The organism is Cryobacterium sp. AP23, from assembly GCF_054075385.1.
Window position 1 is genome coordinate 2,269,942 of sequence record NZ_CM133415.1, and the last position, 26,685, is coordinate 2,296,626.

Consider the following 26,685-nt stretch of genomic DNA (forward strand, 5'->3'; position numbering starts at 1 on the left):
CACCGAAAGCCGGGCCCTGGGGCCCGGCTTTCGGTGTACCTGGGGCGGATGTGCCCGGGCGCGGTCAGGCGGCCGGGGCCAGGCTGGTGGTGAGCGGTTCGCCGGACGAGCGGCTGGCGAAGCAGTAGAAGTACCGGTCGCCGGCGTCCCACTGCTCGGCCGTGACCGGGTAGCTGCCCTGCAGTTGCAGGTCGTCGTAGGCGCCGGCCGCGGCGAAGTCGATCACGCCGGGCGCGCTGCACAGCACGTTGATCTGCTCGGCGAAGGCCTCCTCGCCGGGGAACGGTGAACCGCTCTCGCCCTCGAGGATGCCGCGGTAGACCAGCTGGGCGGTGTGCGGGGCTGCACAGTCGACGACGGTGAACTCCTCGTCCCACGGTGAGGCGTACGGCTCGAGGCATTCGGAGCCGAACATGGTGTCCCAGGCGTGCACGCCGGCCGGCTGCGGCGCGGTGGGCGGTGGCGTCGGCTCGGCCGTGGCGGTGGGCGTTGCCGCCGCCGACTCCGACTCGGTGGCGACGGGCGCGGCCGCCGGCGGGGCGTTCAGGCGCTGGCCGAGGAAGAAGAGCCCGATGATCACGAGCACGGCGAGCACAGCCGCGCCGGCCCAGATCAGGGTGCGCGTGCTCGGGCGACGGGGCGGGCCTCCGGCAGCTGTGCCCGCGGTGGAGCCGGCGCGGCCGGAATCGGAGCCGGCGGGTTCGGGCGGTGGCGTACGCGACGTGGACGGGCTCGACCCGGATACGGCGCCGACCCCGGCCAGGGGTGTCACCGCCGCCGTGGCAGCCGCGGAAACCGGGGTCGCGGAGGCCGAAGCGTCCGCGGGCGACGCGTCAGCTGGCGTAGCGTCGGCGGACGTAGCGTCGGCGGGAGGGGTGTCGGCGGGAGCGGCGGCCGAGACGGGAACGGCAGCAGCAGCGGCAGCAGCAGCCGGGGCGGAGACGGACGCGGTCCGGCCCCGGGGACCGGACATCGGAGCGGTGGCGCCGAGTTCGTCCGTGGCCGACCCCGCCGAACCGGCCGGGCGCGGGGTGCTGCCCAGGGGGTTGGGTGCGGTGGCACGGCCTACGGCGGCGGATTCTTCGTCTTCGGTGCGCACGAGCCTGGCCTGGGCCGGGGTGGTCCACCAGGGGGCCGCATCCGGGTCGGCCTGGGGACGCCGGGCCGAGAAGGGCGCCTTGGTGAGGGGCTCGGTGGGTTCGGGTGGAACCGTCGTGGCCGAGACGGGCGGCGGCACCGCTGCCCCGGCGGCCGCGGGCGTAACGGAGGGCTCTGCTGACCGAGCCGGGGTGGGCTCGGAGGACGATGTGGGCGCTGCGACCGGCGACGAGTCTGGCTCTGCGGCGGGCTTGGGCGCCGCAGGCTCGGTGGCCGCAGCCGCAGTCGCAGCCGCAGCGGCGGACACGGTGGACGCTCGGGCCGCCTTGTCCTTCGCCTGGCGCGCCTCGACGACCGGATCGGGCTCGGTGGTCGGCGTCAGGCCCCAGCGGAAACCGCTGGGTTCGGGTTCATCCGCTGACGGGGTGCGCTCCGGCGCCTCGTCGGTGGGCGCAGCAACCCGCTCGGATTCGGCCTGCTCGGTTGCGGCGCGTTCGGCGTCAACGCGCTCGGCCGCAGCACGCCGGGCTTCGGCGTGCTGGGCAGCGACGCGGTCGGCTTCGGCCCGCTCGACGGCGGCCTGTTCTGCGGCGATGCGGTCGGCTTCGGCCCGTTCGGCGGCGACGCGCTCGGCTTCGACGCGCGCTACCTCGGCCCGCCCGGATTCGGCTCGCTGCACGGCGGCTCGCTCGTCGGCGACCCGCTCGGCGGCGGCACGCTCGGCAGCCGCGCGGATGGCGATCACGCGTTCGGCGTCGACCCGCTCGGCCTCGATCCGGTCGGCTTCGGCCCGTTCGGCTTCGACTCGTTCGGCGCGAGTGGGGAACGTCTCGGCCGGTGCCGGCTCGGGAGCGGCATCGACCGGCTCGGCCGGCGGCGTGCTCGAGAAGCGCAATTCGCGGGCGGACGCCGCGGGCGCACCCGGTGGGATGACCGGCAGGGCGACAGTCGGGTCCGGCTCAGGCTCGGCATCCGCGTCAGCCGCGGGCGTGGCCGCGTCCGAATCGGTTGTCTCAGCGGCGTCATCGGCCTCGTCGTCGGCCTCGTCGAGCTGAGCGGCCAGCCAGTCGATGCCGAGTTCGTCCTCGTCGTGTCCGTCGCGCTGGTCGGGCATCAGCTCAGTCCCAGGTCCTCGAGTCCGATGGCGGCGTAGTACGGGTACCCGGCGGCCTCGATGACCTCGCGCGCGCCCGTGCTGCGGTCCACGACCACGGCGACGCCGGCGATGATGGCGCCGACCTTGAGCAGGGCCTCGATGGCCGCCAGCGGCGATCCACCGGTGGTGGAGGTGTCTTCGAGCACGATGACCCGCTTGCCGGCGAGGTCGGGGCCCTCCACCTGACGGCCGCGACCGTGATCCTTGGGCTCCTTGCGTACGACGAAGGCGTCGTAGGCCAGGCCGCGAGCGGCGCCCTGGTGCAGGATCGCGGTGGCGACGGGGTCGGCGCCCATGGTCATGCCGCCGACGGCCACGACATCCGGGATGTCCTTGATGAGGTCGATCATGACCTGGCCGATCAGCGGGGCGACCCGGTGGTCGAGGCTGACCTTGCGGAGGTCCACGTAGTACGTGGCCTTCTTCCCACTGGTGAGGGTGAAGTCACCGTGGAAGACGGCCTCGGCCGAGATGTGGTCGATGAGCTGCTTGCGTGTATCCGTCACAAACCCACTTTAGGCCACTTGCCCGCCGGGAGTCCCGCGCCCGGTGCCGGGCAGGCGGGACGGGGCGGATTAGAAGCTGCGAACGAACTTGCGCTCGGGCACGCGGCCGTAGCCGTCCTTGCCCACGGCGATAACGGTGCCGGCGATGGAGCCAGCGGCGACAAGGGAGATGAGGAGCATGAAAACGAACACGGTCGTGCCTTTCGAAGGAAGTGGATGGCCGTGTCACGTCGGGCGAGCGCCCGGTAACCGACCTCTTCATCAGACCACCAACAACCTTTCAGCACAATCACATTGTTTAGCAAGGACTATGTAGGCTGGCTTCATGGATGTGCAGCGCCTCGAATTGCTCCGCGAACTGGCCGAACGCGGCAGCGTGACGGCCGTCGCCCGCGCAACCCACCGCACTCCGTCGGCGGTCTCGCAGCAGCTCAAAGTACTCGAGCGCGAGGCCGGCCTGCCGCTCACCGAACGCAGCGGCCGCGGGCTCGTGCTCACGGATGCCGGCCGCGCCCTGGCCGCCAGCGCCACCGATCTCGCGGTCGCCCTGGAGCGCGCCACCGCGGTCTGGGACACCTTCCGCAACCGGGCCACCGGCGACGTCAGCCTGGTGACCTTCCCCACCGCCGGGCAGATGTTGCTGCCGGGGGCGCTGCAGGATCTCGCCGACCACGCCGGCCTCGCGGTGCACTGCACCGATATGGACCCGGAGCTCAGCGACTTTCCGGCGCTCACCTCCGAGTACGACATCGTGCTCGCCCACAGCATGCGCGGCCAGCACACCTGGGGTGGGCGCGGCCTCACCTCGGTGCCGCTGATGACGGAGCCGCTCGATGTGGGGCTGCCCGCCGACCACCGGCTGGCCGGCCGGGCGTCGCTGGGCGCCGGCGACGTGATCGGGGAAACCTGGATCGGCGTGCCGGTCGGCTACCCGTTCGAACGCATCCTGCATGACATCGAGCTGCAGACCGGCGGCCGCGCCCGGGTGACGCAGCACTTCGCAGACATGCGGCTGATCGAGTCGTTCGTGATGGCCGGGCTGGGCATCGCCCTGGTCCCCCGGTATACCTCCAGCGGCGACCAGCCGGGCCGGATGGTGCTGAAGCCCCTGCGCGGGCTGGACTCCGAGCGGCAGATCGTGGCGCTGATGCGCCCCGACCGAGCCGAACGCCTGGCGGTGCGCACCGTGGTGGAGGCCCTGCGCACCCGGGCCACCCAGGTGCAGGCCGAGCACGCGGCCGCTGCGGGTTAGCGGGGCTGGGCTTGGGCTTCGGCTTGGGCTGCGGGTTCAGTGACACCGGTCACCACGAGGTCGGCCAGCTCGGCGATGCGCAGGGAATCCTGACGCAGTTCGTTGACCGCGTACTGCATGGTGTGTACCGCCTCGGCCAGTTCGACGACGCGGGCCTCGAGCCGGTCAGCCCTGGCTACCAGGCCGGGCAGGGTCTCGCCCTCCCTGCGGAGGGTGGCCAGGTCTTCCAGGGAGCGCATGGTCTCCGGGGCCAGCCGCCGGAGGAGAGTGGCGGCGAGGGTCTTCACATTCACAGCGGGGATCCTGTTCTTACGACGATGGCGGAGGCGGGGTGCCGGTCCGCAAACGGGTCAACCTGGATCGACGCGATCCGCAGGTCGGGTTCGGTGGCGACCAGGTCGCGGAACTGGTCCACGGTGAGGTGCCAGGTGGTGGGGTCGTCGACGCTGAACCGGTCGGCCAGCTCGGTGGGGAAGCTCACGTGCCACTCGCCGTCGGCGCCGAGGAGGTGGCGCACCAGGGTGAGCACGCCCGGTCGGGCCTCGATGGTGAGGACGTGCAGCAGGTTCGCTGCCAGGATGCGCACCGGTGACGCCGCGTGCACCTCCCGCCGGGCCAGCGCGAGCGTCTGGCGGCGGTCGCCGAGGTCGAGGCGGAGGAGTTCGACGGCGGGATGGGCGGAGCCCAGCCGGTCGCGCGCGGCGACCGCGGCCGAACGCGAGAAGTCGATGCCGACCACCCGGTGACCGCGTCCGGCCAGGTGCGCGAGATCCTCGCCGCCGCCGTGGCCGAGCTCGAAGATGGTGGCGTCGTCCGGGGCGCCCGCGAGGAGCGCGGTAGCGAGCGCGGATGGCCGGCCGGGCCGGTCGTCTTGCGCGGCGTAGTACTCGTCCCAGAAGTCCAGGCGCTGGTTGAGGTTGCCGAACCAGTTGATGAACCGGTCCGCGGCGGAGGCCGGGGTGATGAACCGGTGTCCGGTGTCGGGCACGCGCCAGCCCGGGCCGTAGTTCGCCTCGAGCCAGGGCTCCGGCGGGTTCGGTGCCGGGAACTCCCACCCGGCGAGCGTGATCGGCCGCAGTTCGGCGAAGATCGCGGGCGGCAGCGCTGCACGCACGTGGAACGGTTGCATGAACATGTCGTCACGGTAGAACCCGCCGAAGATGTCGACGTGGAAGCCGGCGCCGTCGCCGGCCTCGAACAGGATCTGCAGCTGGGTGCCGCTGTACCGGATGACCGTGTGGCCGATGGACTCCAGGAAGCGTTGCAGCGCGAAGCTCTCGAGCGCGGCATCCACCGGGTTGGTGTGCTCGCTGACGTAGCCGAGGTCGGCGTCGTCGTCGTGCGGAAGCAGCTCGCCGGTGCGCACCGCGCCGAGCAGGGTCCCGCCCATCAGCCAGGGCTTGAGGCCGAACTCGGTGATCTGCGCGATCACCTGGCGGGTGTGCCGGAGGAGGCCCGTGACCATCGCCGGCGAGGCGTCCGCGAAGGTGATGGAACGGTGTCCCCACTTGTTGAGCACCACCGGGTTGCCGTAGCCGTCCACGAAGCGCAGCTCCCCCTTATCCGGTTCCACGTCGGCGGCCACCGGGGTGCGATCGATCAGGACGCCGGTGTCCGAGTAGTGCAGCGTCAGTTCCCCGGTGCCGGCCAGGGTGGCGCCGAAGGCCGGCGGCAGCCGGTACCGCACGGGCGCGGTGGCGCCGGGGTTGTCCTGGCCGGGGCTCGGCTCACGGGCCGGATCGGGACTGAGCGTCGCGACCCGCCGGTCGGCGACGCGGAGCTCCAGGGCACGGGTGACGTCGACGTCAGCGTCGACGTCGAGGAGGGCCTGTGCGAGGTGGAGCTTCATCGTTGGTGCTCGTCTGGCGTGTTGGAGCCGAGTGAAGTTCACCCAATGTTGCCGCGCCAGCTTTCAACCAGCCACCCTAGCGTCACCACCTGCTGCTATGCACGCCCTGGCCGCCGTTAGGCTGGCCGGATGCCTGAGATCGAGTGGACGCTGCGCTGGGAAGCCGACCTGTCGGAGCAGGACCACACCGCCCTGGCCGCCCTGTTCGCGCGGTACTACCCGCGCGACGCGGTCACCTTCACGGGTGCGCGCAGTTGGATGGGTGCCCGGCCGGAGGCGCGGGTGATCGGCTCCCACCAGGGTCGTCCGGTGGCCCATCTCGGCTTCATCCGGCGGATGCTGCGTGTCGAGTCCGGCGGGTCGGTGCTGGTCGGCGATGTCGGCCTGGTCGGCGTCGATCCGGACTACCAGGGCAGCGGGCTCGGCGGCCGGCTGTTGGCGGAGGCCACCGCGTCGCTGCGGCTGCTGAACCTGCCCTTCGGGTTCCTCACTTGCGCCCCGGCGGTGGTGGGGTTCTACTCCACCGGCGGCTGGCGGCAGGCGGAGGGCCAGGTCACCCGCATGATCAACACCGAGCTGCGGCCGGAGACGTACACCGGGCCGGCGCTGGTGCTGCCGGTGACCGCGTCGTTCGCCGACTGGCCGGCCGGGCAGACGATCATCCGCGACGGCCTCGAGGTCTAGGCCCCGGCGTCGTCCCGCACGGCGCTCAGATAGCGGTCCAGCACCACGTCCACGAGGGCGGCGGGAGGCTCGTCACCATCGACCAGGAGGGTCGGGCTGAGGATGTCGGCGCCCGCGTCCTGCGACCAGCGGGCGAAGGTGCCGGGCGCGAGGAGGTAGCTGGCGACGACGACGCGTGCCGCCGGGGATTCGGCCCGGGCGGCGGACACGGCATCCGTCAGGCTCGGGGTCGCGGCGGCGATGAAGGCGACGGTGACGGGCACGCCCAGCACGGCGGCGAGCTGTTCGCCCGCGGTGCGGCAGTCGGCCACGGCGTTCGCGTCGCTCGACCCGGCAGCGGCGAGGATCACCCGGTCCGTGCCGACGAGGCCGAGCGCGGCCAGGCGGTCGGCGAGGATCCCGGTCAGCCGCGTGTCGGGGCCGAGCGCGGCGGTGACCGTGACCGGTCGCGGCCGGGCATCCGCCACGGCGTTCGCAAGGTCGAAGCGCACGTGATACCCGGCCGAGACCAGCAGCGGCACGATCACGGCGGCGCGGCCGGGTTCGGCCGGGGCGAGGCAGGCCGGCACATCCGGCTGCTGCACGTCGACGAAACCGGCCACGACGGGAGTGGTCGGGCTGATGCCGGCCAGCGCCCGGGTCACGGCGTCGACGAGTGCGAGCACGGCCCGCTGGGCAACCGGGTCGCGGGAGCCGTGGGAGGCGAGGAGAAGCAGCGGTTGGCGGCGTGCCGGGGCGGCGCTCATCACGCTGCGTGGGTGGGCGTGGCCTCCGGTGCGAGCCGCACCTGCACGGAGCCGGATTCGATCCGGGTCTCGAAGGTGGGCAGGGTGAGGTCGGCGGAGCTGAAGCATTCCCCGGTGGCCAGATCGTACACCTGCTTGTGCAGCGGAGAGGCCAGCGTGTCGCGGTCGCCGCGCGATCCGACGATGCCGCGGCACATCACGAAGGATCCCGTCGCCGGGTCCCGGTTGGAGACCGCGTAGACGGTGCCGCTGGGCATCAGGACGATCGCGAGCTGTTCGCCGTCGACGATGGCGGCTTCGGCCCAGAGCGGTTCCAGCTGGGCAAGCTCGCAGACATCCGCCCACACCGCTGTGGCGTCGACGGGTCGTGTGATGGTTGTCTCGTCAGCGGCCAGCATGATGTCCTCGATTCCGGCGCCGGGCCAGTGAATGCGTTCGGCGCCCCTTCAGATTACCCACGCGGGAGGAGGAGGCTGTGGGACCTTCGACCCTCATTCGCCGCGCGCGGGTGTGAGGTACTTGAGAGACGCCATGTGGCAGCGCGACGGCGGGTTACGCCGGCGGCATTTACGCGGCTTGATCTTCTCGAAAGGTGCCGCGATGACACTGAACCCCTCCGTGCCGACAACGAACGAAACGAACGGCACCCGCCGGGTCATCGTGATCGGGGGCGGGCCTGCCGCGCACAGGTTCGCCGAGGCCATGGTCGCCCGCGCCGAGGCCGCCGGCGACACCGCCCGCCCGGTGGACATCACCGTCATCGGCGAGGAAGTGCACCTGCCCTACGACAGGGTCTCCCTGTCGCACCGCCTGGCCGGTCCGGAAGACCTCACCCTGGGCGACCCGGTGTTCTGGCAGTCGGACACCGTGCACTACCGCGGCGGCAGCCGCGTCACCGCCGTGGATCCCGCCACCCGCACGGTCACCCTGGACACCGGTGACGTCCTGTCCTACGACGACCTGGTCTTCGCCACCGGCTCCTCGGCGTTCGTGCCGCCGGTGCCCGGCGGCGACAAGGGTGTCGTGTACCGCACCATCGAAGACGTCGACTTCCTCGTCGCCGAGACGGCCCGGCTGAAGGCCAAGTTCGGCCGGCCCGCGAACGTCACCGTGATCGGCGGCGGGCTGCTCGGCCTCGAAGCCGCCGGCGGTGTGCAGCGCCTCGGCGCGAACACCACCATCGTGGACGGCGCCACCTGGCTGATGCCCACCCAGCTCGACCAGGGCGCCGGCATGGCCCTCGGCCGCCTCATCGACCAGCAGGGCATCCGCCTCGAACTCGGCCACCGCCCCACCGAGATCCTCGTCGCCGAGACCGGCCAGGTGCTCGGCCTGACCCTCGACGACGGCCGCCAGCTGAACGCCGACCTCATCGTCTGGTCCATCGGCATCCGTGCCCGCGACGAACTCGCCCGCGCCGCGGGCCTGGAGATCGGCCCGCGCGGCGGCATCGTGATCGGCGACGACTGTTCGAGCTCAGTGCCCGGCATCTGGGCGATCGGCGAGGTCGCCAGCGTCGACGGCCGCTGCATCGGACTTGTCGCCCCGGCCAACGCCATGGCCGAGGTCGTCGCCGACCGGCTGAACGGCGGCCAGGCCCTGTTCCCCGGCATCGACGACGCCACCAAGCTCAAGCTCTCCGGCGTGGAGGTCGCCAGCTTCGGTGACGCCTTCGGCGCGAGCGAGAGCGCCCTCGAGGTCGTCTACGCCGACCCGGCCCGCGGCCTGTACCAAAAGGTCGTGGTCTCCAGCGACGCGAAGACCCTCCTCGGCGGCATCTTCGTCGGCGACGCGTCGCCGTACCTGTCGCTCCGCCCGCTGCTCGGCCGTTCACTCCCCGCCGAGCCCGGCGCGTACCTGTCCGCCTCCGGCGCCGAGCTGCCGTCCAGCTCGGACATGCCCGACGACGCCCAGCTCTGCTCCTGCAACAACGTCTCGTTCGGCACCGTCCGGGCCGCCATCCACGGCGACCACGGTGACCCCGTCACCGACCTCGGCGAGCTGAAGGCCTGCACCCGGGCCGGCACCCAGTGCGGTTCCTGCGTGCCGCTGCTCAAGAAGGTGCTCGAAACCGAGCTCACCAAGGCCGGCATCGCCGTGTCGCACGCCCTGTGCGAGCACATCCCGATCAGCCGCAGCGAACTGTTCGAATCGGTGCGCATCCTGCAGCTCACCTCGTTCGACCAGATCATGGATCGCTTCGGTACCGGCCTCGGCTGCGACGTCTGCAAGCCGACCATCGCGTCGATCCTGGCGTCACTGTCCTCCAGCTACATCCTGGATGCCGGCCGTGGCGGCCTGCAGGACACCAACGACCGGGCCCTGGCGAACATGCAGAAGGACGGCAGCTACTCGGTGGTGCCGCGTATCCCCGGTGGGGAGATCACCCCGGAGAAGCTCATCGTGATCGGGCAGGTCGCGGCGGAGTTCAACCTCTATACCAAGATCACCGGCGGCCAGCGGATCGCGCTCTTCGGTGCCCGGCTCGACCAGCTGCCCGCCATCTGGCGGGTGCTCGTGGACGCCGGCTTCGAATCCGGCCAGGCCTATGGCAAGAGCCTGCGCACCTCGAAGTCCTGCGTCGGCTCGGCCTGGTGCCGGTTCGGCGTTCAGGACTCCGCGGCCATGGCCATCGAGTTGGAGAACCGGTACCGCGGGCTGCGGTCGCCGCACAAGTTCAAGCTCGGCGTCTCCGGCTGTGCCCGCGAGTGCGCCGAGGCCCGGTCGAAGGACATCGGCGTCATCGCCACCGAACTCGGCTGGAACCTCTACGTCGGCGGCAACGGCGGCTTCCAGCCGGCCCACGCCGTGCTGCTCGCCCAGGACCTCGACGCCGACACCCTGGTGAAGTACATCGACCGCTACCTGATGTACTACATCCGCACCGCCGACCGGCTGCAGCGCACCGCCCGCTGGCAGGAAGACCTCGAGGGCGGCATCGACCACGTGCGCGACGTGGTCGTGAACGACTCGCTCGGCATCGCCGCCGACCTCGAAGCGGCCATGGCCAGCCACGTGGACGTCTTCGAGGACGAGTGGGCGGCGACCCTCGCCGACCCTGAGCGCCTCCGCCGGTTCCGGCCGTTCGTGAACGCCGACACCCCCGACCCGTCGCTGCTCCAGGTGATCGAACGCGGCCAGCCGCGGCCGGCCCGCCCGGAAGAGCGCGACGGCACCAGCGCCGCCGGCCCGGTGCGCCTGGCCGGGCTGACCATCCCGGTTCGCCGGGATGGCATCGACATCCCGGTCTCCTCGGCGACGGGCGCGGAGTAGCCCGTGTCCCTCGGCCTCGACTACGCGGGGAAACGGGTGCTCGTCGTGGGCGGCGCCCGGCCGGCCCGGCGCGTTCTCGCGCGCTACCGGGCCTCTGGGGCGACCGTCTATCACGTGACCGGTCCTGACCCGATGGCGCCGGACCTGTATCCGCTGCCCGGGGTGCTGACCCCCGCGTATCCCCGGTCCCTCGGTGCGTGGGACGCGCTCATCGCCGCGGTCGACCTGGTTGCCGTCGTTCAGACCTCCCCGGCCACCGACGCGGTCATCGCCGCGGCGTGCAACCGGCACCGCACCTGGCTGAGCCGGGAGACCGCCGCGTCGACGGCCCCGGTCGGCTCGGTCACCCTCGTCGGCGGCGGACCCGGCCTGGAGAAACTCCTCACGGTGGGCGCCCTCGCGGCCCTGAACCAGGCCGATATCGTCTACTACGACCGGCTCGGGCCCACCGACAAGCTCGCCGAGTGGGCCCCGGGCGCTGAGCTCGTGGACGTGGGCAAGGCACCGGGGCACCACGCGATCCCGCAGCGCGACTCAGAGCGGATGCTGGTGGCGTCGGCCCTCGCCGGCCGCACCGTCGTGCGCCTCAAGGGCGGCGACCCGTTCGTCTTCGGCCGCGGCGGCGAAGAGGTCATCGCCTGCCGGGCCGCCGGGGTGCCGGTGACCGTGATCTCGGGAGTGACGAGCGCGATCGCCGTGCCCGGCGCCGCGGGCATCCCGGTGACCCACCGCGAGGTGAGCCGGTCGTTCACGGTGATCTCCGGCCATGCGCCGATCTCCGACCTGGAACTGACCCACCTCATCGGCCTGGACGGGACCATCGTGGTGCTGATGGGCATCGGCACCATGCTGCAGATGATTGCCGGCCTCGGCCGGCTCGGCATGCGCGCCGACATGCCCGTCGCCATCGTGGAGCGCGGCTTCGCGCACGACCAGCGCTCCACCTTCGGTCGGCTCGACACCATCGCCGCGCTCGCGACCACGGCCGGGGTGCGCTCCCCCGCCGTCGTGGTCATCGGCGCAGTGGTGGCCCTGGCCACGCACGGCGACGCCGAAGCGGCTGGCCTCCTGCGTGAGGCTGCCGAGATGGCCGGTTAGCCGGCCTCCGCACCCGTCCATGGCATAACTCCTGCAATACGTCCGAACGACGTGGGGCAGCTGCCGGAATTCCGCGGAAGTCAGCCGCCGCGACGGAATTCTGCAGGAGTTGTGCACCCCACCGGTCAGCCGCCGTACTTGGCCATGATCGTCATGCCGGAGCCGTTGTCGCTGCACACGTCGGACACGATGGTGCCCGCGACATCCATCGCGGTCGCCTCTCGCTGCTCGAGGAAGTAGCCGGGCACGACGACGGGCGCGGAGATACCCTCGACGAGGGCGGGGACCTCAAGGCCGATCAGGCCGGTCGCCGTCTTCTGCAACTCGGTGATCACCTCCACCGCCCCATCCATCTCGGTGCGCCACTCGGCGGCGGTCACGTCGCCGCGACTGAATCCCTGCTCGGCATTCAGGTATCGGGACGTGAAGTCGGAGAGTTGCTCGCACTGGTCGGTGATCTGCGGATCGGGGGTGAAGACGTCGGTGGTGAACTCGCCGGTCAGGACGAAGTGCGAGTCGTCTGGCACAAAGATGTACAGCTGCATCAGGGTGGACTTGGACACCGGGAGCAGGTAGGTACGGGTGCCCTGGCAGCCGCCGCGGCGGTCATTCTGCATGGCCCCGCCGACGGTAAGGCTGAAATTGCCGCCCACGCATGCGAAGCTCACCCGGAATGACGCTGCGCCCTCGGGCACGTCGATCATTTTCTCGACCGGACCGACGGTGTTGAGCTCGACAGCAGGCCAGTCCGCTGTGTTCACGCTCTCGGCGCTTTCGGTGGCACCGGCATCCGGCGGCGACGCCGTGCACCCCGTCAGCACGAGTGCCGCACCGAGCAGGCAGGCCACCGATCGGACCAGGGCTGATCTGACCAGGGCTGGTTTCGAGTGACGCATGATTCCCCCACATCCGGCGCCTGTGCGGCGCCCGCACGACCCCCGTGCACGCCCGACTCTACCGAGTGCCCGTGGCAGGTGACCGCGACTGCTGGCAAAAGTCCCCTTCACGGCCGCTTTGGGGGCGCTTTGCGGCACGTCGGTGGATGCTGAGATCGCGACCGCCGGCATAAGTCCCCTTGGAGGCACTCCAAGGGGAACTGTGCAGCAACTCGCTGGCCGCCTCCGCCCGGCCCCGGGCGGGAGGCGGTCAGGCTCTACCGTGCGATACCCGGGTGCGACGCGACAGGGAGTCGACGATGACCGCCAGCAGCAGCACCGCGCCGGTGATCATGTACCGGATTGACGAGTCCAGGTTGAGCAGGGTGAGGCCGCTGGAGATCGACTGGATCACCAGGATGCCCAGCAGGGCGGAGAAGGCGCTGCCGCGTCCGCCGAAGAGGCTGGCGCCGCCGATCACCGCCGCGGCGATGGCGTTGAGGTTGGTATCGCCACCGCCCGAGCCCTGGTTGGCCGCCGCCAGCCGGCCGGCGGCGAGGATGCCGCCGAGCGCCGCGAAGGTGGAGCAGAGCACGAACACGGTGACGTAGATGCGGGTGACGTTGATGCCCGACCGCCGGGCCGCCTCGACGTTGCCGCCGACCGCGTACACCGACCGGCCCCACCGGGTGCGGGTGAGAAAGAAGTTCATCACCACCACGAGGATGAGGAACAGGAGGAACATGGCGCCGACGCCGCGGGTGAGGTTGAGGTACCAGGCGGGCACACCCAGCACCAGCAGCAGGAAGACGCTGCGAACGATGATCGCTGTGGGCGAGACGGCCGACAGCCCGGCGGCACTTCGACGGTTCGCGGTGATGAACAGCTGCGCCGCGTAGGCGAGCACCGTGAGCACCACGAGCAGGTAGGACAGCCAGTCGGGTAGGAACCACTGCTGGGCGAACTGCACGATCCAGGAGTCGAACGGGATGTTGATCGACCCGGTCGAGCCGAGCACATACAGTTGCAGGCCGAGGAATCCGAGCAGTCCGGCGAGGGTGATCACGAAGCTTGGAACCCCGAACCGGGTATAGAGGAAGCCGTAGAGCAGCCCCACGGCCACGCCGGCGAGCAGGGCCGCGAGCAGCGACACCGGCAGCGGCCAGCCCAGGTTCACGAAGCTGACGGCGAGGATGGCGGCGGCCAGGCCGCTGACCGAGCCGACCGACAGGTCGATCTCGCCCAGCAGCAGCACGAGCACGATACCGATCGAGATGGTGCCGACGGCCGCGCACTGCAGGGTGAGGTTGACGAGGTTGGTGCTGGAGAGGAAGTTGGGGTTGAGCAGGGAGAACGCCACCCAGATCACGATCAGGCCGATCACGACGGGCAGGGAGCCGATGTCGCCGGAGCGCACCCGCTTGCCGAACGCCCGCACCGTGCCGCCGAGGCCGTGCGGCTGGATCAGCCGTTCGTCCTGCAGGTCGGCGGCGACGGCGGCGAGGCGCACGGTCTCGGTGGGCGGCGGCGAACCCTCGGCGGCGGGCTGCGGCGGGGTCGAAGTCGGGGTCGTCATGGCCGTTCCTCCTCGGGGGATGCGGTTGGGCTGGTGCCGGTGGCGGCGGTAGCGGCGACGTCCGCCGCATCCGACCGGGCCTGGGCGCGCCGGGTGACGGCGTTGTCGCTGGCCCCGGTGATCGCCGCGATGATGTCTTCGTAGGTGACGTCGGCCACCTTGAACTCACCGTTGTTGCGTCCGAGCCGCAGCACCACGATGCGGTCGGCGACGGCCTGCACATCCGCCATGTTGTGGCTGATCAGCACCACGCCGAGACCGCGCTCACGCAGCCGCTCGATGAGGTTCAACACCTCGGCGGTCTGGGCGACGCCGAGGGCGGCGGTGGGTTCGTCGAGGATCACGATGCGCGGCTCGCCGATCAGGGAGCGGGCGATCGCCACGGTCTGGCGTTGCCCGCCGGAGAGCGAGGCGACCGGGATGCGCACCGACGGGATGCGGGCGGAGAGCTGGCGGAGCAGGCTCCAGGAGCGTTTCTCCATCTCGACTTCGTTGATGGTGCCACGGCCGAGTTCGTGGCCGAGGAACAGGTTGGCGACCACGTCGAGGTTGTCGCAGAGCGCGAGGTCCTGATAGACGGTGGCGATGCCGAGGTTGTTGGAGTCGGCCGGGTTGTTGATCGCGACCCGCTTGTCGCCCGACGTGATCGTGCCGCCGTCCTGCGGGTGCACCCCGGCGAGGATCTTGACCAGGGTGGACTTGCCGGCACCGTTGTCGCCGACCAGCGCAACCACTTCGCCGCTGTAGATGTCGAGGTCGATGTCGGTGAGCGCCTGCACGGCGCCGAAGTTCTTGTCGATCCCGCGAAGAGACATCACCAGTTCGCCGGTGCGGGTCTCGGGGGTGGAAAGCACAGTCATTGTGATTCCTCCTGCTGGGTAGAGCGGGCCGGGACCCGCAATCGTGGGTAGCGGTGTCCCGGCCGGCCGTTGTGTGGCTGTTCAGTTGTTGTGGCGGTGGCGGCTACTGCAGCCCGGCGGCGGTGCACGCCTCGGCGTAGTCGGCCGTGCAGATCTCGTCGACCGTCCAGAAGCCGTCATCGATCACGGTTTCCTGGATGTTGTCGATGGTGACCACCACGGGGGTGAGCAGGGTCGACGGGACGTCCTGGAAGGTGGTGTCGGGTTCCGGCGTCTCGCCCTGGGCGAGCTGGTCGGCGACCTCCGCCGCCTTCTCAGCCTCCAGCTTGATGGCCTTGTAGACGGTCATGTACTGGTCACCGGCGACGATGCGCTGGATGGCCGCGAGTTCCGCGTCCTGCCCGGTGACCGGGGGCCACGGGTCGGTGCCTGCCGCCTTCATGGCGGCGATGGCGCCACCGGCGGTGCCGTCGTTGGCCGCGTACACGCCGGAGATGTCGGCGCCGAACTGGGTGACCTGGCCGGCCGCCCATTCCTGGGCCTTGTCCGGGCTCCAGTCAGGCGTGTCGTAGCTGGCCAGAATCGGGATGCCGCTCGGTTCGATCACCGAGAGCGCACCCTTCTTGAAGTCGGCGGCGTTGGCGTCGGTGGGCGAACCGTTGATCATGATCAGGCCCGTGGTCGTGCTGTCGGCCTTGAGCTTGTCGACGAGTGCGGTTCCCTGCAGGACTCCGACCTGTTCGTTGTCGAACGAGATGTAGTAGTCCACCTTGTCGCTCTTGATCAAGCGGTCGTAGGAGATCACCGGCACATCCTGAGCGGCGGCGGCCTCGGCGATGCTGGCCGCTGCGGCCCCGTCGACGGGGTCGAGCACAAGCACCTCAACACCCTCGGTGAGCGCGGATTCGGCCTGCTGCTGCTGCTTGGCGGCATCCTGGTCGGCGTTGGCGTAGATGATGTCGTAGTCGCCGAGCGAGGTCAGCTTGTCTTCGAACAGGGGGCGGTCGAATTTCTCGTACCGGGCCGTCTTGGATTCGGGGAGGAGCAGGCCGATCTTGATGGCGTCTGCGGAGCCTCCTCCGTCGGTGCTGCCGGCGTCGGAGCCGGACGGGGAACAGGCAGCAAGGGTGCCCGTTGTCGCGAGTAATGCAATTGCCAGGAGCGCGAACCTCTTCCTGGGTTTGCTCATGATGTATGCCTCCTACTGTGACCACCCTCGTTGGCGGTGTAATGAGCATGGCCCCGGTCCCAAATGCCGTCAAGGCTTGAACTCAAGAGGCCAGGCCGCCCCGTTCAGCTGTGGTTTCGAGGGTTTCCTGAGGAGCGAAGGAGGTGATTCCGGGCAGGATGTCGGGGGCGGGGGCGGCCATCGGCGCGCGCGCGGCCACATCCGGCCGGCCGCCGGCGATCTCGGCCCGGTCGATGGCGAAGAGCACCGCACCGAGCACCTCGGCCCGCTCGCCCAGTTCGCCCTTGACCACGTCGGGCACCCCGGATGCCGTGGCGAGGGTGGAGCGCTCGAGGGCATGCCGGAGCGGGCTGAGCAGCAGCTCGCCGGCTTCGGCGAGCTCGCCGCCCACCACGATGCGGTGCGGGTCGACCAGGTTGCTCAGCCCGGCGAGGGCGATGCCCAGGTGCCGGCCGGCGTCGGCGATCACCCGGAGCGCCCTGGCCTCCCCGGCCTCGGCGCGCAGCAGGATGTCGCGCAGCTTGACGTCGGCGTGGCTGCCGGGGAACTTCGCGGCGAGCGCCGCCGACCCCACCAGGGTCTCCAGGCAGCCTCGGTTGCCGCACCGGCACACCTGCCCCTGTTCGTCGAGGGTGAGGTGACCGATCTCGCCGGCCTTGCCGCTGCCGCCCCGGTAGACCCGGCCGTCCACGATCAGCCCGGCGCCCACCCCGTGCGACACTCGCAGGTAGGCCGCCTGGCTGATGCCCTGGGCGGCGCCCATGCGGTACTCGGCGAGCGCGCCGAGGTTGGCCTCGTTGTCGACGAAGACCGGCCGGTGCAGCCGCGCGGCGAGTTCCTCGGCCACCGGCACCCCGTCCCAGCCGCGCATCAGGCCCGGCGTGGCGATGATGCCAGAGCGCGGGTCCACCGGCGCGGCCAGGCCCACCCCCACCGCGAGGACTTCGTCGAGGCCGGCGCCGACGGACTCGGCCATGTCCTGGATGAGCAGCATCACCCGGTCGAGTTCGCTGTCGGCGCGGTGGTCGCGGGCCAGCGGCAGCATCCGCTCGGCCAGCACCTGGTGGCCGGCGTCGGCCAGTGCCAGCCGCAGTTGCCGGTTCGACACGTGCAGGCCCACCACGAGCCCCATCTCGCGGGCGAGGGTGACCCGCACCGCCCGGCGGCCGCTGCGAGAGGTGGGCGTGGTCTGCAGCACCCCGGCGGCGGCCTGCTCCTTGACGATGTTGGACACCGTGGCCGGCGACAGGCCCGTGACCCCGGCGAGTTCCACCTGGGTCAGGGCGCCGTGGTGCGTGATCGCCTCGACGATGCGCGCGCGATTGGCCTCACGCAGGGACGACTGCGACCCGGGATTGCGGCGACTGCTCACACCCCACACGATAGTGCCGGGGCCATGCTCGTGCCGCAAACAAGGAAATAGTGAGGTTACAAGGACCCCTGCGGCCTGTGCGTCCTGGAAAACTCACCATGTCCTTGTCGGCGGATGTCGGTTGCCCGGTCAGTGGTGGAACGCCCGCACCTGGGCGGCATCGGCCGCGCGCACCCCTAGTGAGGGGCGACCTGACCGAGCCAGCCGGTCATGCGTTTCTGGGCGGCGCTGGTGCTGAGCTCGCTGCGGCTCTCGGGGTGCTTCCAGAAGTAGGTGAGCGCAATCAGGATCAAGATCGGGGAGGCGCCCAGGATCTGGGCGTTCAGGTCGACGTGCGTCTCGGCGTACATCACCCGCAGAACCGGGATCTGCGCCTTCCTGGGGTTCGCCGCGTTCGTGAACACGGCCCCGATCGACGTCACGGCCTCCCACGAAACGTCGGCGTCACCACCGGTGAAGCGAAGGGCGATGCCGGAGGCTCCGATGCCCACCCCATGCAGGTGCGGCCAGCCTGTGCGCGTGCCGTACGAGACGATGGACATGACGGCGGCCCAGCCGAAGAACAGTGCCCCGACGCCCAGCACGATGAGCGGGAAGAGGACGTACCCGATTTCGGACCCGGCCACACCGATCATGCCGAACAATCCCCACAGGCAGATCGCGGTGATCACGACGTACGTGGCCACCAGCCGCCACGGCACCGGCCGGAGCTTGGCGAAATACAACCATTGATCCGGCGGCGGGGTCGAAGACTTCGCGAATGCAAACGCGTTGACGAGCACCAACGGCTTCCGGGATGCGGTGCCGGGAAGCCAATCCGCGGGCACGTCGAAGGTCTGAGTCACCCCTGTGACGCTACCGAGTTATTCGTTCGCACGTGCGCCGGCACCGCGTCCGGCCGCTCAACGTCGGCGGCCCCGGGCGTCCCGAGCGTCCAGGCGCTCGTTCAACGTGATGGCCGCGTCAATGAGCGCCAGGTGGGTGAACGCTTGCGGGAAGTTGCCGATCTGCTCGCCGGTCGGTGCGATCTCCTCCGCGTACAGCCCGAGATGGTTGGCGTAGGTCAGCATCTTCTCGAACGTGAACCGCGCCTCGGGGAGCCGGTCGGCTCGCGCGAGCGCGTCAACGTACAGGAAGCTGCAGAGCGAGAACGTGCCCTCCGACCCCCGCAGCCCGTCGGGCGACGCCTCCGGGTCGTACCGGTAGACCAGGCTGTCGGACACGAGTTCCCCCTCGATCGCCCGCATGGTGTCCGTCCACATCGGATCCTGCGGCGCGATGAAGCCAACCTGCGGCATCTTCAGCAAGGAGGCGTCGAGCACCGGCTCCCCGTATTGCTGGACGAAGGCGCGACGCTCCTCGCTCCACCCCTTCGCCATGATCTGGTTGTAGATCGCGTCGCGTTCCGCGATCCACCGGGTCAGCGGCGCCGGCCGGCCGTAGGCGGTGGCGAGCCGAATGGCGCGGTCGAACGCGACCCAGCACATCAGGCGCCCATAGGTGAAGTCCTTCCGCCCGCCGCGGGTCTCCCAGATGCCCTCCTCCGGCTGGTCCCAGTGGTCGGCAAGCCAGTCGAGCAACCGGCTGATGGCCAGCCAGCCGGCCTGGCCGATCTGGATTCCGGCGCGGTCGGCGTTGTAGACGGCCTCCATCGCCTCCCCGTAGATGTCGAGCTGGAGCTGTTCGGCGGCACCGTTGCCGACCCGCACCGGATACGAGCCGCGGTATCCCTCCCAGTCCGCGAGGATCTCCTCGGACAGGTTCGGGTCGCCGTCGATCCGGTACATGATGTTCAGCGGGCCGGAGTCGCTGCCCAGCGGTTCGGCCACCCGGTCGCGAAGCCACCGGCCGAACGCGGCGGCCTCGGTGGAGAAGCCCATCCGCACCAGCGTGTTGACGGAGAAGGACGCATCCCGCACCCAGGTGAAGCGGTAGTCCCAGTTGCGTTCCCCGCCGATCTGTTCCGGAAGACCCGCGGTCGGCGCGGCCACGAGGCCACCCGTCGGGGCGTAGGTCAGCAGTTTGAGGGTGATGGCCGACCGCTGCAGCTCCTCGCGCCAGCGCCCGACATAGGTCGACTGACCCACCCAGTTCTGCCAGTACCGGGAGGTGTCGTCGAACAGTCGCTGGGCCTCGGCCACGGGCATGGCCAGGGGAGAGGCATCCCCACCCGTTTCGAGGATGACGCCGCGCATCTCCCCTTCAGTCAGGCTCAGCGTGAACCGCAGGTCGCCCTCGTCCGACGGCTGTACCCGTCCGCGCCGCTCCTCGCCCTGGTCACGGATGAGGTGGATCGTCAGGGTGGTGTCGCCCGCCACGAACGCGGCGCCGTCGTCGGTGACGGTCATCTGGTGGGGTTGCCGGCCGTAGTCGAACCGGGGGGCGATCTCGACGTCGAACGTGATCGTTCCCCGCACGCAGCGCATGGCCCGCAGGAGGCGATGGTGGCCGCTGGGGACGTCGGAGGTCACCGGCATGAAGTCGATCACCTCGCCCACTCCGTTCTCAGTGAGGAAGCGGGTGATCAGGATCGCCGTGTCGGGGAAGTAGAGCTGCTTCGTCTCGAACGCGTCGTCCTGCGGATGCGCGCTGAAATGCCCACCCTTCGCGCGATCCAGCAGCGAGGCGAAGATGCTCGGCGAGTCGAACCGCGGGCTGCAGAACCAGTCGATCGTGCCGTCCGTCGACACCAACGCCGTGGTCTGCAAGTCTCCGATCAGGCCGTGGTCGGCGATCGAGGGGTAATCGGTCATGGTGCGATCCTCTCTTCCTCCACGACTGCTCCCGCAGGCGTGATGATCATGGTTGGGTCGTGGCAGCAGCCGGGGTGGTGGTGGGCTTCGCGCGCCCCGGCAGGAGGACCGCGATGACGATTCCGACGACCGCGATGACCAGCAGGGGCACCGTTGCCGCCAGGTATCCGCCCGCATTCGCGTCCGCGTTCAGCACGAGGAGGGTGCTCACGATGGCTGTCCCGAAGCTCGATCCGAGATTCGAGACACTGCGGGAGAGTCCGCTGATCTCCCCCTGCTGCTTTTCGGGGAAGGCCGACTGCACCAGGTTGACGCTTGGGGTCAGCATCAGCCCGATCCCCAGCCCGATGGTGAGAAGGCCTGGCGCGAACGCCCATGCGCCCGGGACTGTCGCCACGATCAGCAGGAGGAGCAGGCCGATGCCCGTGACCAGGAAGCCGACCACGATCAGCGACCTTTGCGCGAATCGCCGCACCAGTGCGCCCGCGGACAGAGACGACACCAGGATGCCGGCGGTGGCGGCGCTGAAAATGATCCCGGTGTCTATCGCGTTGTAATTGCGGACGACCTGGAGGTAGCTCGCCACGAGCATCGAAATGCCCATCAGCAGCAGCCACTGGAAGTTCTGGGTGATCAGGCCCAGGTTGGAGACCCGGTTCTTGAACAGCGCGGTCGACAGCAGCGGATCACGCCCCTTGCGCTCCAGCCGCCGCACCCACCAGAAGAACAGCGCGATCACACCGATGCCCGCCGCCATCAGCGCGAGCGCCACGGGCAGGTTGTTGTCCGTGGCGAGGATACCGATCACGAACACGATCAGCCCGAGTGCCGACAGCAGGGCCCCGATGACGTCGAACGGCTTGTCTGGTTCCCGGGCGCGCGGGTCCTTGAGCCGCACGGCGAGGATCAGGATGAGCACGATGACGAGGGCCTGGAAGATGAAAGCCGCCCGCCAGCTGATGGTCGCGGCGATCCACCCGCCGATCAGGGGCCCCGTTGCCGCACCGACGCCGCCGGCAGCGCTTACCAGGCCGAACGCGCGGGCCCGCTCGGCCACGCCCGTCCAGTACATGGTGACCAGGATGTAGACCGGCGGGATGAGCAGGGCGGTGCCGGCCCCTTCCAAAATCGAGTTGCCCAGGATAAGCACGCCGAGGCCGGGCGACGCGGCACTGATGACGGCCCCGACACCGTAGACGGCCAAACCGAGGACCAAGCAGGTCTTCCGCCCCAGCTGCTCCGTCAGCTTGCCGAACGGGATCATCAGGGCCGCCATCACGAGCAGGAACAGCGTGATCGACAACTGGATGCCCTGGACCGACGTGTTGAGGTCCTGGCTCATGTCAGTGAGCATGACGTTCATGTTCGAGCCGGCGAAGGAACAGATGAACTGCGCCAGCGCGAGGGGCAGCAACGACCACAGCGTGGTGGTCCCGCTCCGCACCTCGGCTTGCGATGACATGGTGCCCTCCAGGTGACTTCAGTAGACGCGTACTGAAGGTTGCCTGTGATTGCCGGGCTCCGCCATCACCCGGTTCGGATGAGAGGCGTGGGGGTCAGCGGCCGATCGTGTCCAATTCGGCGACGTCGTCGGCGGAGAGCGAGAGTCCTGCGCCGAGCAGGTTCTCGCGCAGGTGCGCAACCGACGATGTCCCGGGGATCAGCAGGATGTTGGGCGAGCGCTGCAACAGCCAGGCCAGGGCCACCGCCATCGGTGTCGCGTTCAACCGGGAAGCAACAGCCGCGAGCGCCTCGGACTGCAGCGGGCTGAAGCCGCCCAGTGGGAAGAAGGGTACGTAGGCCACATCCTTGCCCAGCAGCATGTCGATCAGGTCATCGTCCTGGCGGAAGGCGAGGTTGTACATATTCTGCACGCACACGATCGGGGCGATCGCCATGGCCTCAACGACCTGATCCACCGTCGCGTTGCTGACGCCAAGGTGCCGGATCAGACCCTCTGCCTGCATCGCGACAAGCGCTTGGAACGACTCGGCGATCGAGCCGGCCACGGGTCCCTCGGTGTTCCCGAGTCGCAGGTTGACGAGATCGAGTGTGTCCAGGCCGAGCACTGCGAGGTTCTCCTCGACCTGCGCTCGCAGCTGGTCTGGCTGCCGGGACGTGGGCCAGCCGCCCTGGGCGTCACGGGTCGCTCCGACCTTGGTCACGATGTGCAGCGATTCCGGATACGGGTGCAGGGCTTCACGGATCAGCTCGTTGGTGAAGCGCGGGCCGTAGGCATCACTCGTGTCGATGTGGGTGATTCCGAGCTCCACGGCCTCGCGGAGCACGACGAGGGCCCCGTCGCGATCGGCGGGCGGACCCACCACCCACGGGCCGGCGAGCTGCATTGCGCCATAACCGAAACGGGAGACGGAGAGGTCGCCGAGCGACCAGGTTCCGCCGGGAAGGGTCGCAGTGTGCATCATCATGGTGTTGCCTCTCAGATTTGGGGGTGGCGCCGAGTGGCGTCAGGGGTCCAGTCTGGGGAAGTAGCTTCCCGTTGGGAAGTAGGCACTTTCGAGTGCCTTAGTCACCCGCAGGGAAGAGGAGCAAGCAATGGCGACCATGACGGCGGCCCAGTCGAAAGCGGAAAGGAAGGCGAACTACAACGCGTACCTGGCAGTCTGTCCCAGCCAGAAACTGCTCGACCGGATCTCCGACAAGTGGGTGACACTGGTGCTCACCGCCCTGGGCAGCGGCCCCGACTGCGTCGGCGAGCCCGGGTCGATGCGTTACTCGGAGCTGGCCCGCACCCTGGCCGGCGTCAGCCCGAAGATGCTCACCCAGACCCTGCGCGCCCTGGAGCGTGACGGCCTCGTGACCCGCACGGCCCTGGCAACGGTGCCCGTCACGGTCACGTACGAGCTCACCGACCTTGGACTCTCTCTGCAGCAGATGATCCGGGGCCTCAAATCCTGGGCCGAAACGCACATGGACGACGTTCTCGCCAATCGCGTCGCCCACGACGGCGGAGCTGAGGCGGGCTGATCAGGGGCGCGTGCGGGTGTCGTCACCGCGCCCCGTATGGCCGACCGCGCCCGCTGTAGCGCGAGCGATCGGCCGTTCGGGGCTCGCTCAGCTGGTCGCAGCGGTGTGACTACCGTTCAGGGGCCGCCGAGCCAACTTTCGATCCGGTGGTGGTCGGGCGTGAATCCGTGGCCGACGCCCCAGAGAACCGCCTGGGTTCGGCTGGCGACGCCGATCTTGCCGTAGACGCTGCGGATGTACGACTTCACGGTATTGGGACTGAGGTAGGTGAGCGCCGCCACTTCGGCGTTGCTCTTGCCCTGCGTGATCAGCGCGAGGATCTCGGACTCGCGATCCGTGATCCCCTCGTGACGCCCAGGCCAGTCGAGCCCGGGAGCGCTCCCCGACCGCTGCGGTGGATCACTCACGACGATGTCGCCCGCGTGCACCGCTTCCAGTGCCGCGACCAGGTCTCGCGCCGGCAAAGTCTTTGACAGGTAGCCGCTGACGCCCCGCTCCAGCGCATCATCGATGAGCGCCGGCTGGAAGTTCCAGGTGTATACGACGACGCGACCGGCCCGGGGGTTCCGAACCAGAGCAGAGAGCTCAGACAGGTCGGATTCGGGCTGGGCGAAGGAGTCGTACAGCACGATGTCGGTCATGTCGGAGAGACCCATGTTCGCATCGATCTCCGCGACAAGCACCCGATCCCGATAGTGATCGAACATGTGCGCCAGGCCCTTCAGCACGATGTCGTAGTCATCGACAAGGGCGACGGTCACGGGCTGGGACGGAGACATAGTAGGACGTTACCGCCACAACCGCTCGAGCAGTTACACCCCTAGGGGTGTACCGCCGCCTCCGTCAGGGTGTTTGGCTGTTCATCGCCCAGCAACCGCTGGTCACCTCGAATGCTCAGCCCCAACAGGAAGGAGACCAAAATGCTTGGTCTCATCATCAGCCTCATCATCGTCGGCATCATCGCCGGCGCCGTCGCTCGCCTCGTCGTGCCCGGTCGGCAGAACATCAGCATCCCGATGACCATCGTGCTCGGCATCGTCGGGTCCTTCGTCGGCGGATTCCTCGGTTTCCTGATCTTCCAGCACGACCCGATGGATGGTTTGTTCCAGCCGGCCGGAATCATCGGATCCATCATCGGCGCGATCATCGTGCTCCTGATCTACATCCGCGTCAGCGGCCGGCGCAGCGTTCAGCACTAGCCGGCTCCCCCGGTGACCGCCGTTCGGTCGGTCACCGGGGCCGGCTGCGGTCTTCCGTCAGGAGACAGCTTTCTTCAGCAGCTCGACCAGCTGTGCCTGATCCGCGTCGGTGAGCGTGTTCACCGCGAACGACGTGGGCCAGAAATTACCGTCGTCGAGGTTCGCGTCCGGCTGGAAACCGATGGTGGCGTACCGCACCTTGAACTTCGCAGCGCTCTGGAAGAACACCACAACCTTGCCGTCGGCGTTGGCGTAGGCCGGCATGCCGTACCAGGTCTTGGCACCGAGAGCGGTGTTGTCCTTGACGAGCCGGTGCAGAGTTTCGGCCAACTCCTGGTCGGTGCCGCTCATCTCGGCGATGGCAGCGAGGCATGCCGCCTCCAGGTCGGCGCCGGCTTTCGCAGCCTTGGCCTCCGCCGCCGCCGCCCGCATGGCGGCCTTCTCCTCTTTGCTGAAGGATGTGCTCATGATTCGTTCCTTTCGCTGGTTGCGTCTCTGGCACCCACTGTAGGAGGCCCCAGGGGCGCGTGCTTCTTCGATCCTGCTCGCATCGACGCCCGTCGGTACCCGGCTAGGTGTTCTGCGGGAAGCCCAGGTTGATGCCGCCGTGGCTGGGGTCGAGCCAGCGCGCGGTGACGGCCTTCTCCCGGGTGTAGAAGTTGATTCCCGCCGGGCCATAGGCCTTGGCGTCGCCGAACAGGGAGTCCTTCCAGCCGCCGAATGAGTGGTACGCCACCGGCACCGGGATGGGCACGTTGATGCCGACCATGCCCACCTGCACCTCGTGCTGGAAGCGGCGGGCGGCCCCGCCGTCATTGGTGAAGATCGCGGTGCCGTTGCCGTACCGGCTGGCGTTGATGACGGCGACGCCATCGGTGTAGCTGGCCACCCGCAGCACGCTGAGCACCGGGCCGAAGATCTCGTCCTGGTAGACGGCGGAGTCCAGGCTGACCTTGTCGAACAGGGTCGGGCCGAGCCAGAAACCGGATGCGTCACCGTTCACCTCGATGCCGCGGCCGTCGATCACGACATCCGCGCCGTCGGCCTGGGCGATGTCGATGTACCCGGCGACCTTGTCGCGGTGCGCCTCGGTGATCAGCGGGCCCATGTCGCAGCCGCGCATGCCGTCACCGACGGTGAGGCCCTTGACCCGTTCGGCGATCTTGGCCACGAGCTCGTCGGCGACGGGCTCAACGGCCACGATCACGCTGATGGCCATGCACCGCTCCCCCGCCGAACCGAAGCCGGCGTTGACCGCGGCGTCCGCGGCCAGGTCGAGGTCGGCATCCGGCAACACCAGCATGTGGTTCTTCGCACCGCCGAGGGCCTGCACCCGCTTGCCGTTCGCCGCGGCGGTCTGGTAGATGTACCGGGCGATCGGGGTGGAGCCGACGAAGGAGATGGCCTGCACGTCGGGGTGGACCAGCAGGGCGTCGACGGCCTCCTTGTCGCCGTGCACGACGTTGAACACACCGTCGGGGAGGCCGGCCTCGGTGAGCAGGGCGGCGAGCCAGTTGGCGGCCGAGGGGTCTTTCTCGCTGGGCTTCAGCACGACGGTGTTGCCGGCGGCGATCGCGATGGGGAAGAACCACAGCGGCACCATCGCCGGGAAGTTGAACGGGCTGATGATGCCGACCACCCCGAGCGGCTGCCGCAGCGTGTACACGTCGACGCCGGTGGAGACGTTCTCGGAGAACTCGCCCTTGGACAGGTGCGGCAGGCCGAGCGCGAATTCGACCACCTCGAGGCCACGGGCGATCTCGCCGAGGGCGTCGGAGGTGACCTTGCCGTGTTCGTTGGTGAGGATGTCGGCGAGCTCGCCCTTGCGGGCGTTGAGCAGCTCGCGGAAGGTGAACATGACGCCCTGGCGTTTGGCGATGGAGGCGTCGCGCCAGGCGGGGTAGGCGGCCTGGGCCGAGGCGACAACGGTGTCGACGTCGGCGGCGGAGGCCAGGGACACCAGGCGCTGCACTGCGCCGGTGGCCGGGTTGTAGACGGGGGCGGTTCGGGCGGAGCTTCCGGTTCCGGGAGCGCCGTCGATCCAGTGGGTGAGGACGGGAAGGTCGGTCATGTCAGTCGATTCTGTTGGGGGTGAGAGCCGTTGATCGAGCTTGTCGAGATCTGGCGACCGTGTCTACGTTCTCGAGATCGGGTCGCGGGGTCTCGACAAGCTCGACCAGCGGACGGGGCGAGTTCTGGAGATCGGGTCGC

Annotated in this window: 25 protein-coding genes; 6 read left to right on the forward strand and 19 right to left on the reverse strand. The window is 69.5% G+C overall.

The window, feature by feature from the left end; all coding sequences use genetic code 11:
• Positions 1–64: 64 nt before the first annotated feature.
• The 3 genes from ACU5E9_RS10740 to ACU5E9_RS10750 all read right to left on the reverse strand — a co-directional run bounded on the left by ACU5E9_RS10740 (position 65) and on the right by ACU5E9_RS10750 (position 2,952).
• Positions 65–2,212, reverse strand: a complete 2,148-nt coding sequence (locus ACU5E9_RS10740; RefSeq protein ID WP_456809904.1) for a hypothetical protein — start codon at positions 2,210–2,212, stop codon at positions 65–67.
• A complete protein-coding gene (pyrE, locus tag ACU5E9_RS10745) occupies positions 2,212–2,760 on the reverse strand; it encodes an orotate phosphoribosyltransferase (protein ID WP_456809905.1) in 549 nt (182 codons plus the stop codon). The genes ACU5E9_RS10740 and pyrE overlap by 1 nt, the downstream gene beginning before the upstream one ends.
• Positions 2,761–2,829: 69 nt before the next feature.
• Entirely contained in the window at positions 2,830–2,952 is a 123-nt protein-coding gene (locus ACU5E9_RS10750) for a hypothetical protein (RefSeq protein ID WP_456809906.1), read from the reverse strand.
• A gap of 133 nt (positions 2,953–3,085) precedes the next feature.
• Here ACU5E9_RS10750 and ACU5E9_RS10755 point away from each other — a divergent pair, with 133 nt between their 5' ends.
• Complete coding sequence (locus ACU5E9_RS10755; RefSeq protein ID WP_456809907.1) at positions 3,086–4,012, forward strand: LysR family transcriptional regulator; 927 nt, start codon at positions 3,086–3,088, stop codon at positions 4,010–4,012.
• On the opposite strand, the gene ACU5E9_RS10760 is transcribed toward ACU5E9_RS10755, so the two are convergent.
• Complete coding sequence (locus ACU5E9_RS10760) at positions 4,009–4,305, reverse strand: hypothetical protein (protein WP_456809908.1); 297 nt, start codon at positions 4,303–4,305, stop codon at positions 4,009–4,011. The genes ACU5E9_RS10755 and ACU5E9_RS10760 overlap by 4 nt on opposite strands.
• A complete protein-coding gene (locus ACU5E9_RS10765; protein ID WP_456809909.1) occupies positions 4,302–5,861 on the reverse strand; it encodes a LicD family protein in 1,560 nt (519 codons plus the stop codon). The genes ACU5E9_RS10760 and ACU5E9_RS10765 overlap by 4 nt, the downstream gene beginning before the upstream one ends.
• A 129-nt stretch (positions 5,862–5,990) precedes the next feature.
• Here ACU5E9_RS10765 and ACU5E9_RS10770 point away from each other — a divergent pair, with 129 nt between their 5' ends.
• Complete coding sequence (locus tag ACU5E9_RS10770; protein ID WP_456809910.1) at positions 5,991–6,545, forward strand: GNAT family N-acetyltransferase; 555 nt, start codon at positions 5,991–5,993, stop codon at positions 6,543–6,545.
• On the opposite strand, the gene ACU5E9_RS10775 is transcribed toward ACU5E9_RS10770, so the two are convergent.
• Positions 6,542–7,291: a sirohydrochlorin chelatase gene (locus ACU5E9_RS10775; RefSeq protein ID WP_456813529.1), complete on the reverse strand. Its 750-nt coding sequence runs from the start codon at positions 7,289–7,291 to the stop codon at positions 6,542–6,544. The two genes, ACU5E9_RS10770 and ACU5E9_RS10775, sit on opposite strands and share 4 nt — an antisense overlap.
• Positions 7,291–7,689, reverse strand: coding sequence for a nitrite reductase small subunit NirD (gene nirD / locus ACU5E9_RS10780; protein WP_456809911.1), 399 nt, complete (start codon positions 7,687–7,689; stop codon positions 7,291–7,293). The genes ACU5E9_RS10775 and nirD overlap by 1 nt, the downstream gene beginning before the upstream one ends.
• Positions 7,690–7,891: 202 nt before the next feature.
• Here nirD and nirB point away from each other — a divergent pair, with 202 nt between their 5' ends.
• Both nirB and cobA read left to right on the forward strand, forming a co-directional pair.
• Entirely contained in the window at positions 7,892–10,564 is a 2,673-nt protein-coding gene (nirB, locus tag ACU5E9_RS10785; RefSeq protein ID WP_456809912.1) for a nitrite reductase large subunit NirB, read from the forward strand.
• 3 nt (positions 10,565–10,567) lie between these two features.
• The gene (cobA, locus tag ACU5E9_RS10790; protein ID WP_456809913.1) at positions 10,568–11,662 is read left to right on the forward strand and encodes a uroporphyrinogen-III C-methyltransferase; all 1,095 of its coding nucleotides are present in this window, start codon (positions 10,568–10,570) and stop codon (positions 11,660–11,662) included.
• A 125-nt stretch (positions 11,663–11,787) separates the two neighbouring features.
• On the opposite strand, the gene ACU5E9_RS10795 is transcribed toward cobA, so the two are convergent.
• The 9 genes from ACU5E9_RS10795 to ACU5E9_RS10835 form a co-directional block, all read right to left on the reverse strand.
• Positions 11,788–12,558: a hypothetical protein gene (locus tag ACU5E9_RS10795; protein ID WP_456809914.1), complete on the reverse strand. Its 771-nt coding sequence runs from the start codon at positions 12,556–12,558 to the stop codon at positions 11,788–11,790.
• Between the two features lie 250 nt (positions 12,559–12,808).
• A complete protein-coding gene (locus ACU5E9_RS10800; RefSeq protein WP_456809915.1) occupies positions 12,809–14,113 on the reverse strand; it encodes a sugar ABC transporter permease in 1,305 nt (434 codons plus the stop codon).
• A complete protein-coding gene (locus ACU5E9_RS10805) occupies positions 14,110–14,973 on the reverse strand; it encodes an ATP-binding cassette domain-containing protein (protein WP_456809916.1) in 864 nt (287 codons plus the stop codon). Before ACU5E9_RS10805 ends, ACU5E9_RS10800 begins: the two co-directional genes overlap by 4 nt.
• Positions 14,974–15,076: 103 nt before the next feature.
• Positions 15,077–16,162: a sugar ABC transporter substrate-binding protein gene (locus tag ACU5E9_RS10810; RefSeq protein ID WP_456809917.1), complete on the reverse strand. Its 1,086-nt coding sequence runs from the start codon at positions 16,160–16,162 to the stop codon at positions 15,077–15,079.
• A gap of 82 nt (positions 16,163–16,244) precedes the next feature.
• Positions 16,245–17,534 (reverse strand): ROK family protein, encoded by a 1,290-nt coding sequence (locus ACU5E9_RS10815; protein WP_456809918.1) that lies wholly within the window; start codon positions 17,532–17,534, stop codon positions 16,245–16,247.
• Positions 17,535–17,710: 176 nt separating this feature from the next.
• The gene (locus ACU5E9_RS10820; protein WP_456809919.1) at positions 17,711–18,379 is read right to left on the reverse strand and encodes a hypothetical protein; all 669 of its coding nucleotides are present in this window, start codon (positions 18,377–18,379) and stop codon (positions 17,711–17,713) included.
• A gap of 57 nt (positions 18,380–18,436) precedes the next feature.
• Entirely contained in the window at positions 18,437–20,287 is a 1,851-nt protein-coding gene (locus tag ACU5E9_RS10825; RefSeq protein ID WP_456809920.1) for a glycoside hydrolase family 15 protein, read from the reverse strand.
• 46 nt (positions 20,288–20,333) lie between these two features.
• On the reverse strand, positions 20,334–21,749 hold the full coding sequence (locus tag ACU5E9_RS10830; RefSeq protein WP_456809921.1) for an MFS transporter: 1,416 nt from the start codon (positions 21,747–21,749) through the stop codon (positions 20,334–20,336).
• A 94-nt stretch (positions 21,750–21,843) separates the two neighbouring features.
• A complete protein-coding gene (locus ACU5E9_RS10835) occupies positions 21,844–22,710 on the reverse strand; it encodes an oxidoreductase (RefSeq protein WP_456813530.1) in 867 nt (288 codons plus the stop codon).
• Between the two features lie 133 nt (positions 22,711–22,843).
• On the opposite strand from ACU5E9_RS10835, the gene ACU5E9_RS10840 reads away from it, so the two are divergent.
• Positions 22,844–23,275, forward strand: coding sequence for a winged helix-turn-helix transcriptional regulator (locus ACU5E9_RS10840; protein ID WP_456809922.1), 432 nt, complete (start codon positions 22,844–22,846; stop codon positions 23,273–23,275).
• Positions 23,276–23,391: 116 nt separating this feature from the next.
• Here ACU5E9_RS10840 and ACU5E9_RS10845 read toward each other — a convergent pair whose 3' ends face one another.
• On the reverse strand, positions 23,392–24,054 hold the full coding sequence (locus tag ACU5E9_RS10845; RefSeq protein ID WP_456809923.1) for a response regulator transcription factor: 663 nt from the start codon (positions 24,052–24,054) through the stop codon (positions 23,392–23,394).
• Positions 24,055–24,195: 141 nt separating this feature from the next.
• On the opposite strand from ACU5E9_RS10845, the gene ACU5E9_RS10850 reads away from it, so the two are divergent.
• Positions 24,196–24,474: a GlsB/YeaQ/YmgE family stress response membrane protein gene (locus tag ACU5E9_RS10850; protein ID WP_456809924.1), complete on the forward strand. Its 279-nt coding sequence runs from the start codon at positions 24,196–24,198 to the stop codon at positions 24,472–24,474.
• Positions 24,475–24,531: 57 nt separating this feature from the next.
• On the opposite strand, the gene ACU5E9_RS10855 is transcribed toward ACU5E9_RS10850, so the two are convergent.
• The gene (locus ACU5E9_RS10855; RefSeq protein WP_456809925.1) at positions 24,532–24,942 is read right to left on the reverse strand and encodes a hypothetical protein; all 411 of its coding nucleotides are present in this window, start codon (positions 24,940–24,942) and stop codon (positions 24,532–24,534) included.
• A gap of 103 nt (positions 24,943–25,045) precedes the next feature.
• Positions 25,046–26,545 (reverse strand): CoA-acylating methylmalonate-semialdehyde dehydrogenase, encoded by a 1,500-nt coding sequence (locus tag ACU5E9_RS10860; RefSeq protein WP_456809926.1) that lies wholly within the window; start codon positions 26,543–26,545, stop codon positions 25,046–25,048.
• Between the last annotated feature and the right edge of the window lie 140 nt (positions 26,546–26,685).

Bases quoted from the DNA above. Each gene is read 5' to 3' on its own strand.
- ACU5E9_RS10740 (WP_456809904.1), bottom strand. From the start codon at position 2,212: ATGCCCGACCAGCGCGACGGACACGACGAGGACGAACTCGGCATCGAC.
- ACU5E9_RS10755 (WP_456809907.1), top strand. From the start codon at position 3,086: ATGGATGTGCAGCGCCTCGAATTGCTCCGCGAACTGGCCGAACGCGGC.
- ACU5E9_RS10765 (WP_456809909.1), bottom strand. From the start codon at position 5,861: ATGAAGCTCCACCTCGCACAGGCCCTCCTCGACGTCGACGCTGACGTC.
- ACU5E9_RS10770 (WP_456809910.1), top strand. From the start codon at position 5,991: ATGCCTGAGATCGAGTGGACGCTGCGCTGGGAAGCCGACCTGTCGGAG.
- ACU5E9_RS10775 (WP_456813529.1), bottom strand. From the start codon at position 7,291: ATGAGCGCCGCCCCGGCACGCCGCCAACCGCTGCTTCTCCTCGCCTCC.
- nirD (WP_456809911.1), bottom strand. From the start codon at position 7,689: ATGCTGGCCGCTGACGAGACAACCATCACACGACCCGTCGACGCCACA.
- nirB (WP_456809912.1), top strand. From the start codon at position 7,892: ATGACACTGAACCCCTCCGTGCCGACAACGAACGAAACGAACGGCACC.
- ACU5E9_RS10795 (WP_456809914.1), bottom strand. From the start codon at position 12,558: ATGCGTCACTCGAAACCAGCCCTGGTCAGATCAGCCCTGGTCCGATCG.
- ACU5E9_RS10800 (WP_456809915.1), bottom strand. From the start codon at position 14,113: ATGACGACCCCGACTTCGACCCCGCCGCAGCCCGCCGCCGAGGGTTCG.
- ACU5E9_RS10805 (WP_456809916.1), bottom strand. From the start codon at position 14,973: ATGACTGTGCTTTCCACCCCCGAGACCCGCACCGGCGAACTGGTGATG.
- ACU5E9_RS10810 (WP_456809917.1), bottom strand. From the start codon at position 16,162: ATGAGCAAACCCAGGAAGAGGTTCGCGCTCCTGGCAATTGCATTACTC.
- ACU5E9_RS10825 (WP_456809920.1), bottom strand. From the start codon at position 20,287: ATGACCGATTACCCCTCGATCGCCGACCACGGCCTGATCGGAGACTTG.
- ACU5E9_RS10830 (WP_456809921.1), bottom strand. From the start codon at position 21,749: ATGTCATCGCAAGCCGAGGTGCGGAGCGGGACCACCACGCTGTGGTCG.
- ACU5E9_RS10835 (WP_456813530.1), bottom strand. From the start codon at position 22,710: ATGCACACTGCGACCCTTCCCGGCGGAACCTGGTCGCTCGGCGACCTC.
- ACU5E9_RS10840 (WP_456809922.1), top strand. From the start codon at position 22,844: ATGGCGACCATGACGGCGGCCCAGTCGAAAGCGGAAAGGAAGGCGAAC.
- ACU5E9_RS10845 (WP_456809923.1), bottom strand. From the start codon at position 24,054: ATGTCTCCGTCCCAGCCCGTGACCGTCGCCCTTGTCGATGACTACGAC.
- ACU5E9_RS10850 (WP_456809924.1), top strand. From the start codon at position 24,196: ATGCTTGGTCTCATCATCAGCCTCATCATCGTCGGCATCATCGCCGGC.
- ACU5E9_RS10855 (WP_456809925.1), bottom strand. From the start codon at position 24,942: ATGAGCACATCCTTCAGCAAAGAGGAGAAGGCCGCCATGCGGGCGGCG.
- ACU5E9_RS10860 (WP_456809926.1), bottom strand. From the start codon at position 26,545: ATGACCGACCTTCCCGTCCTCACCCACTGGATCGACGGCGCTCCCGGA.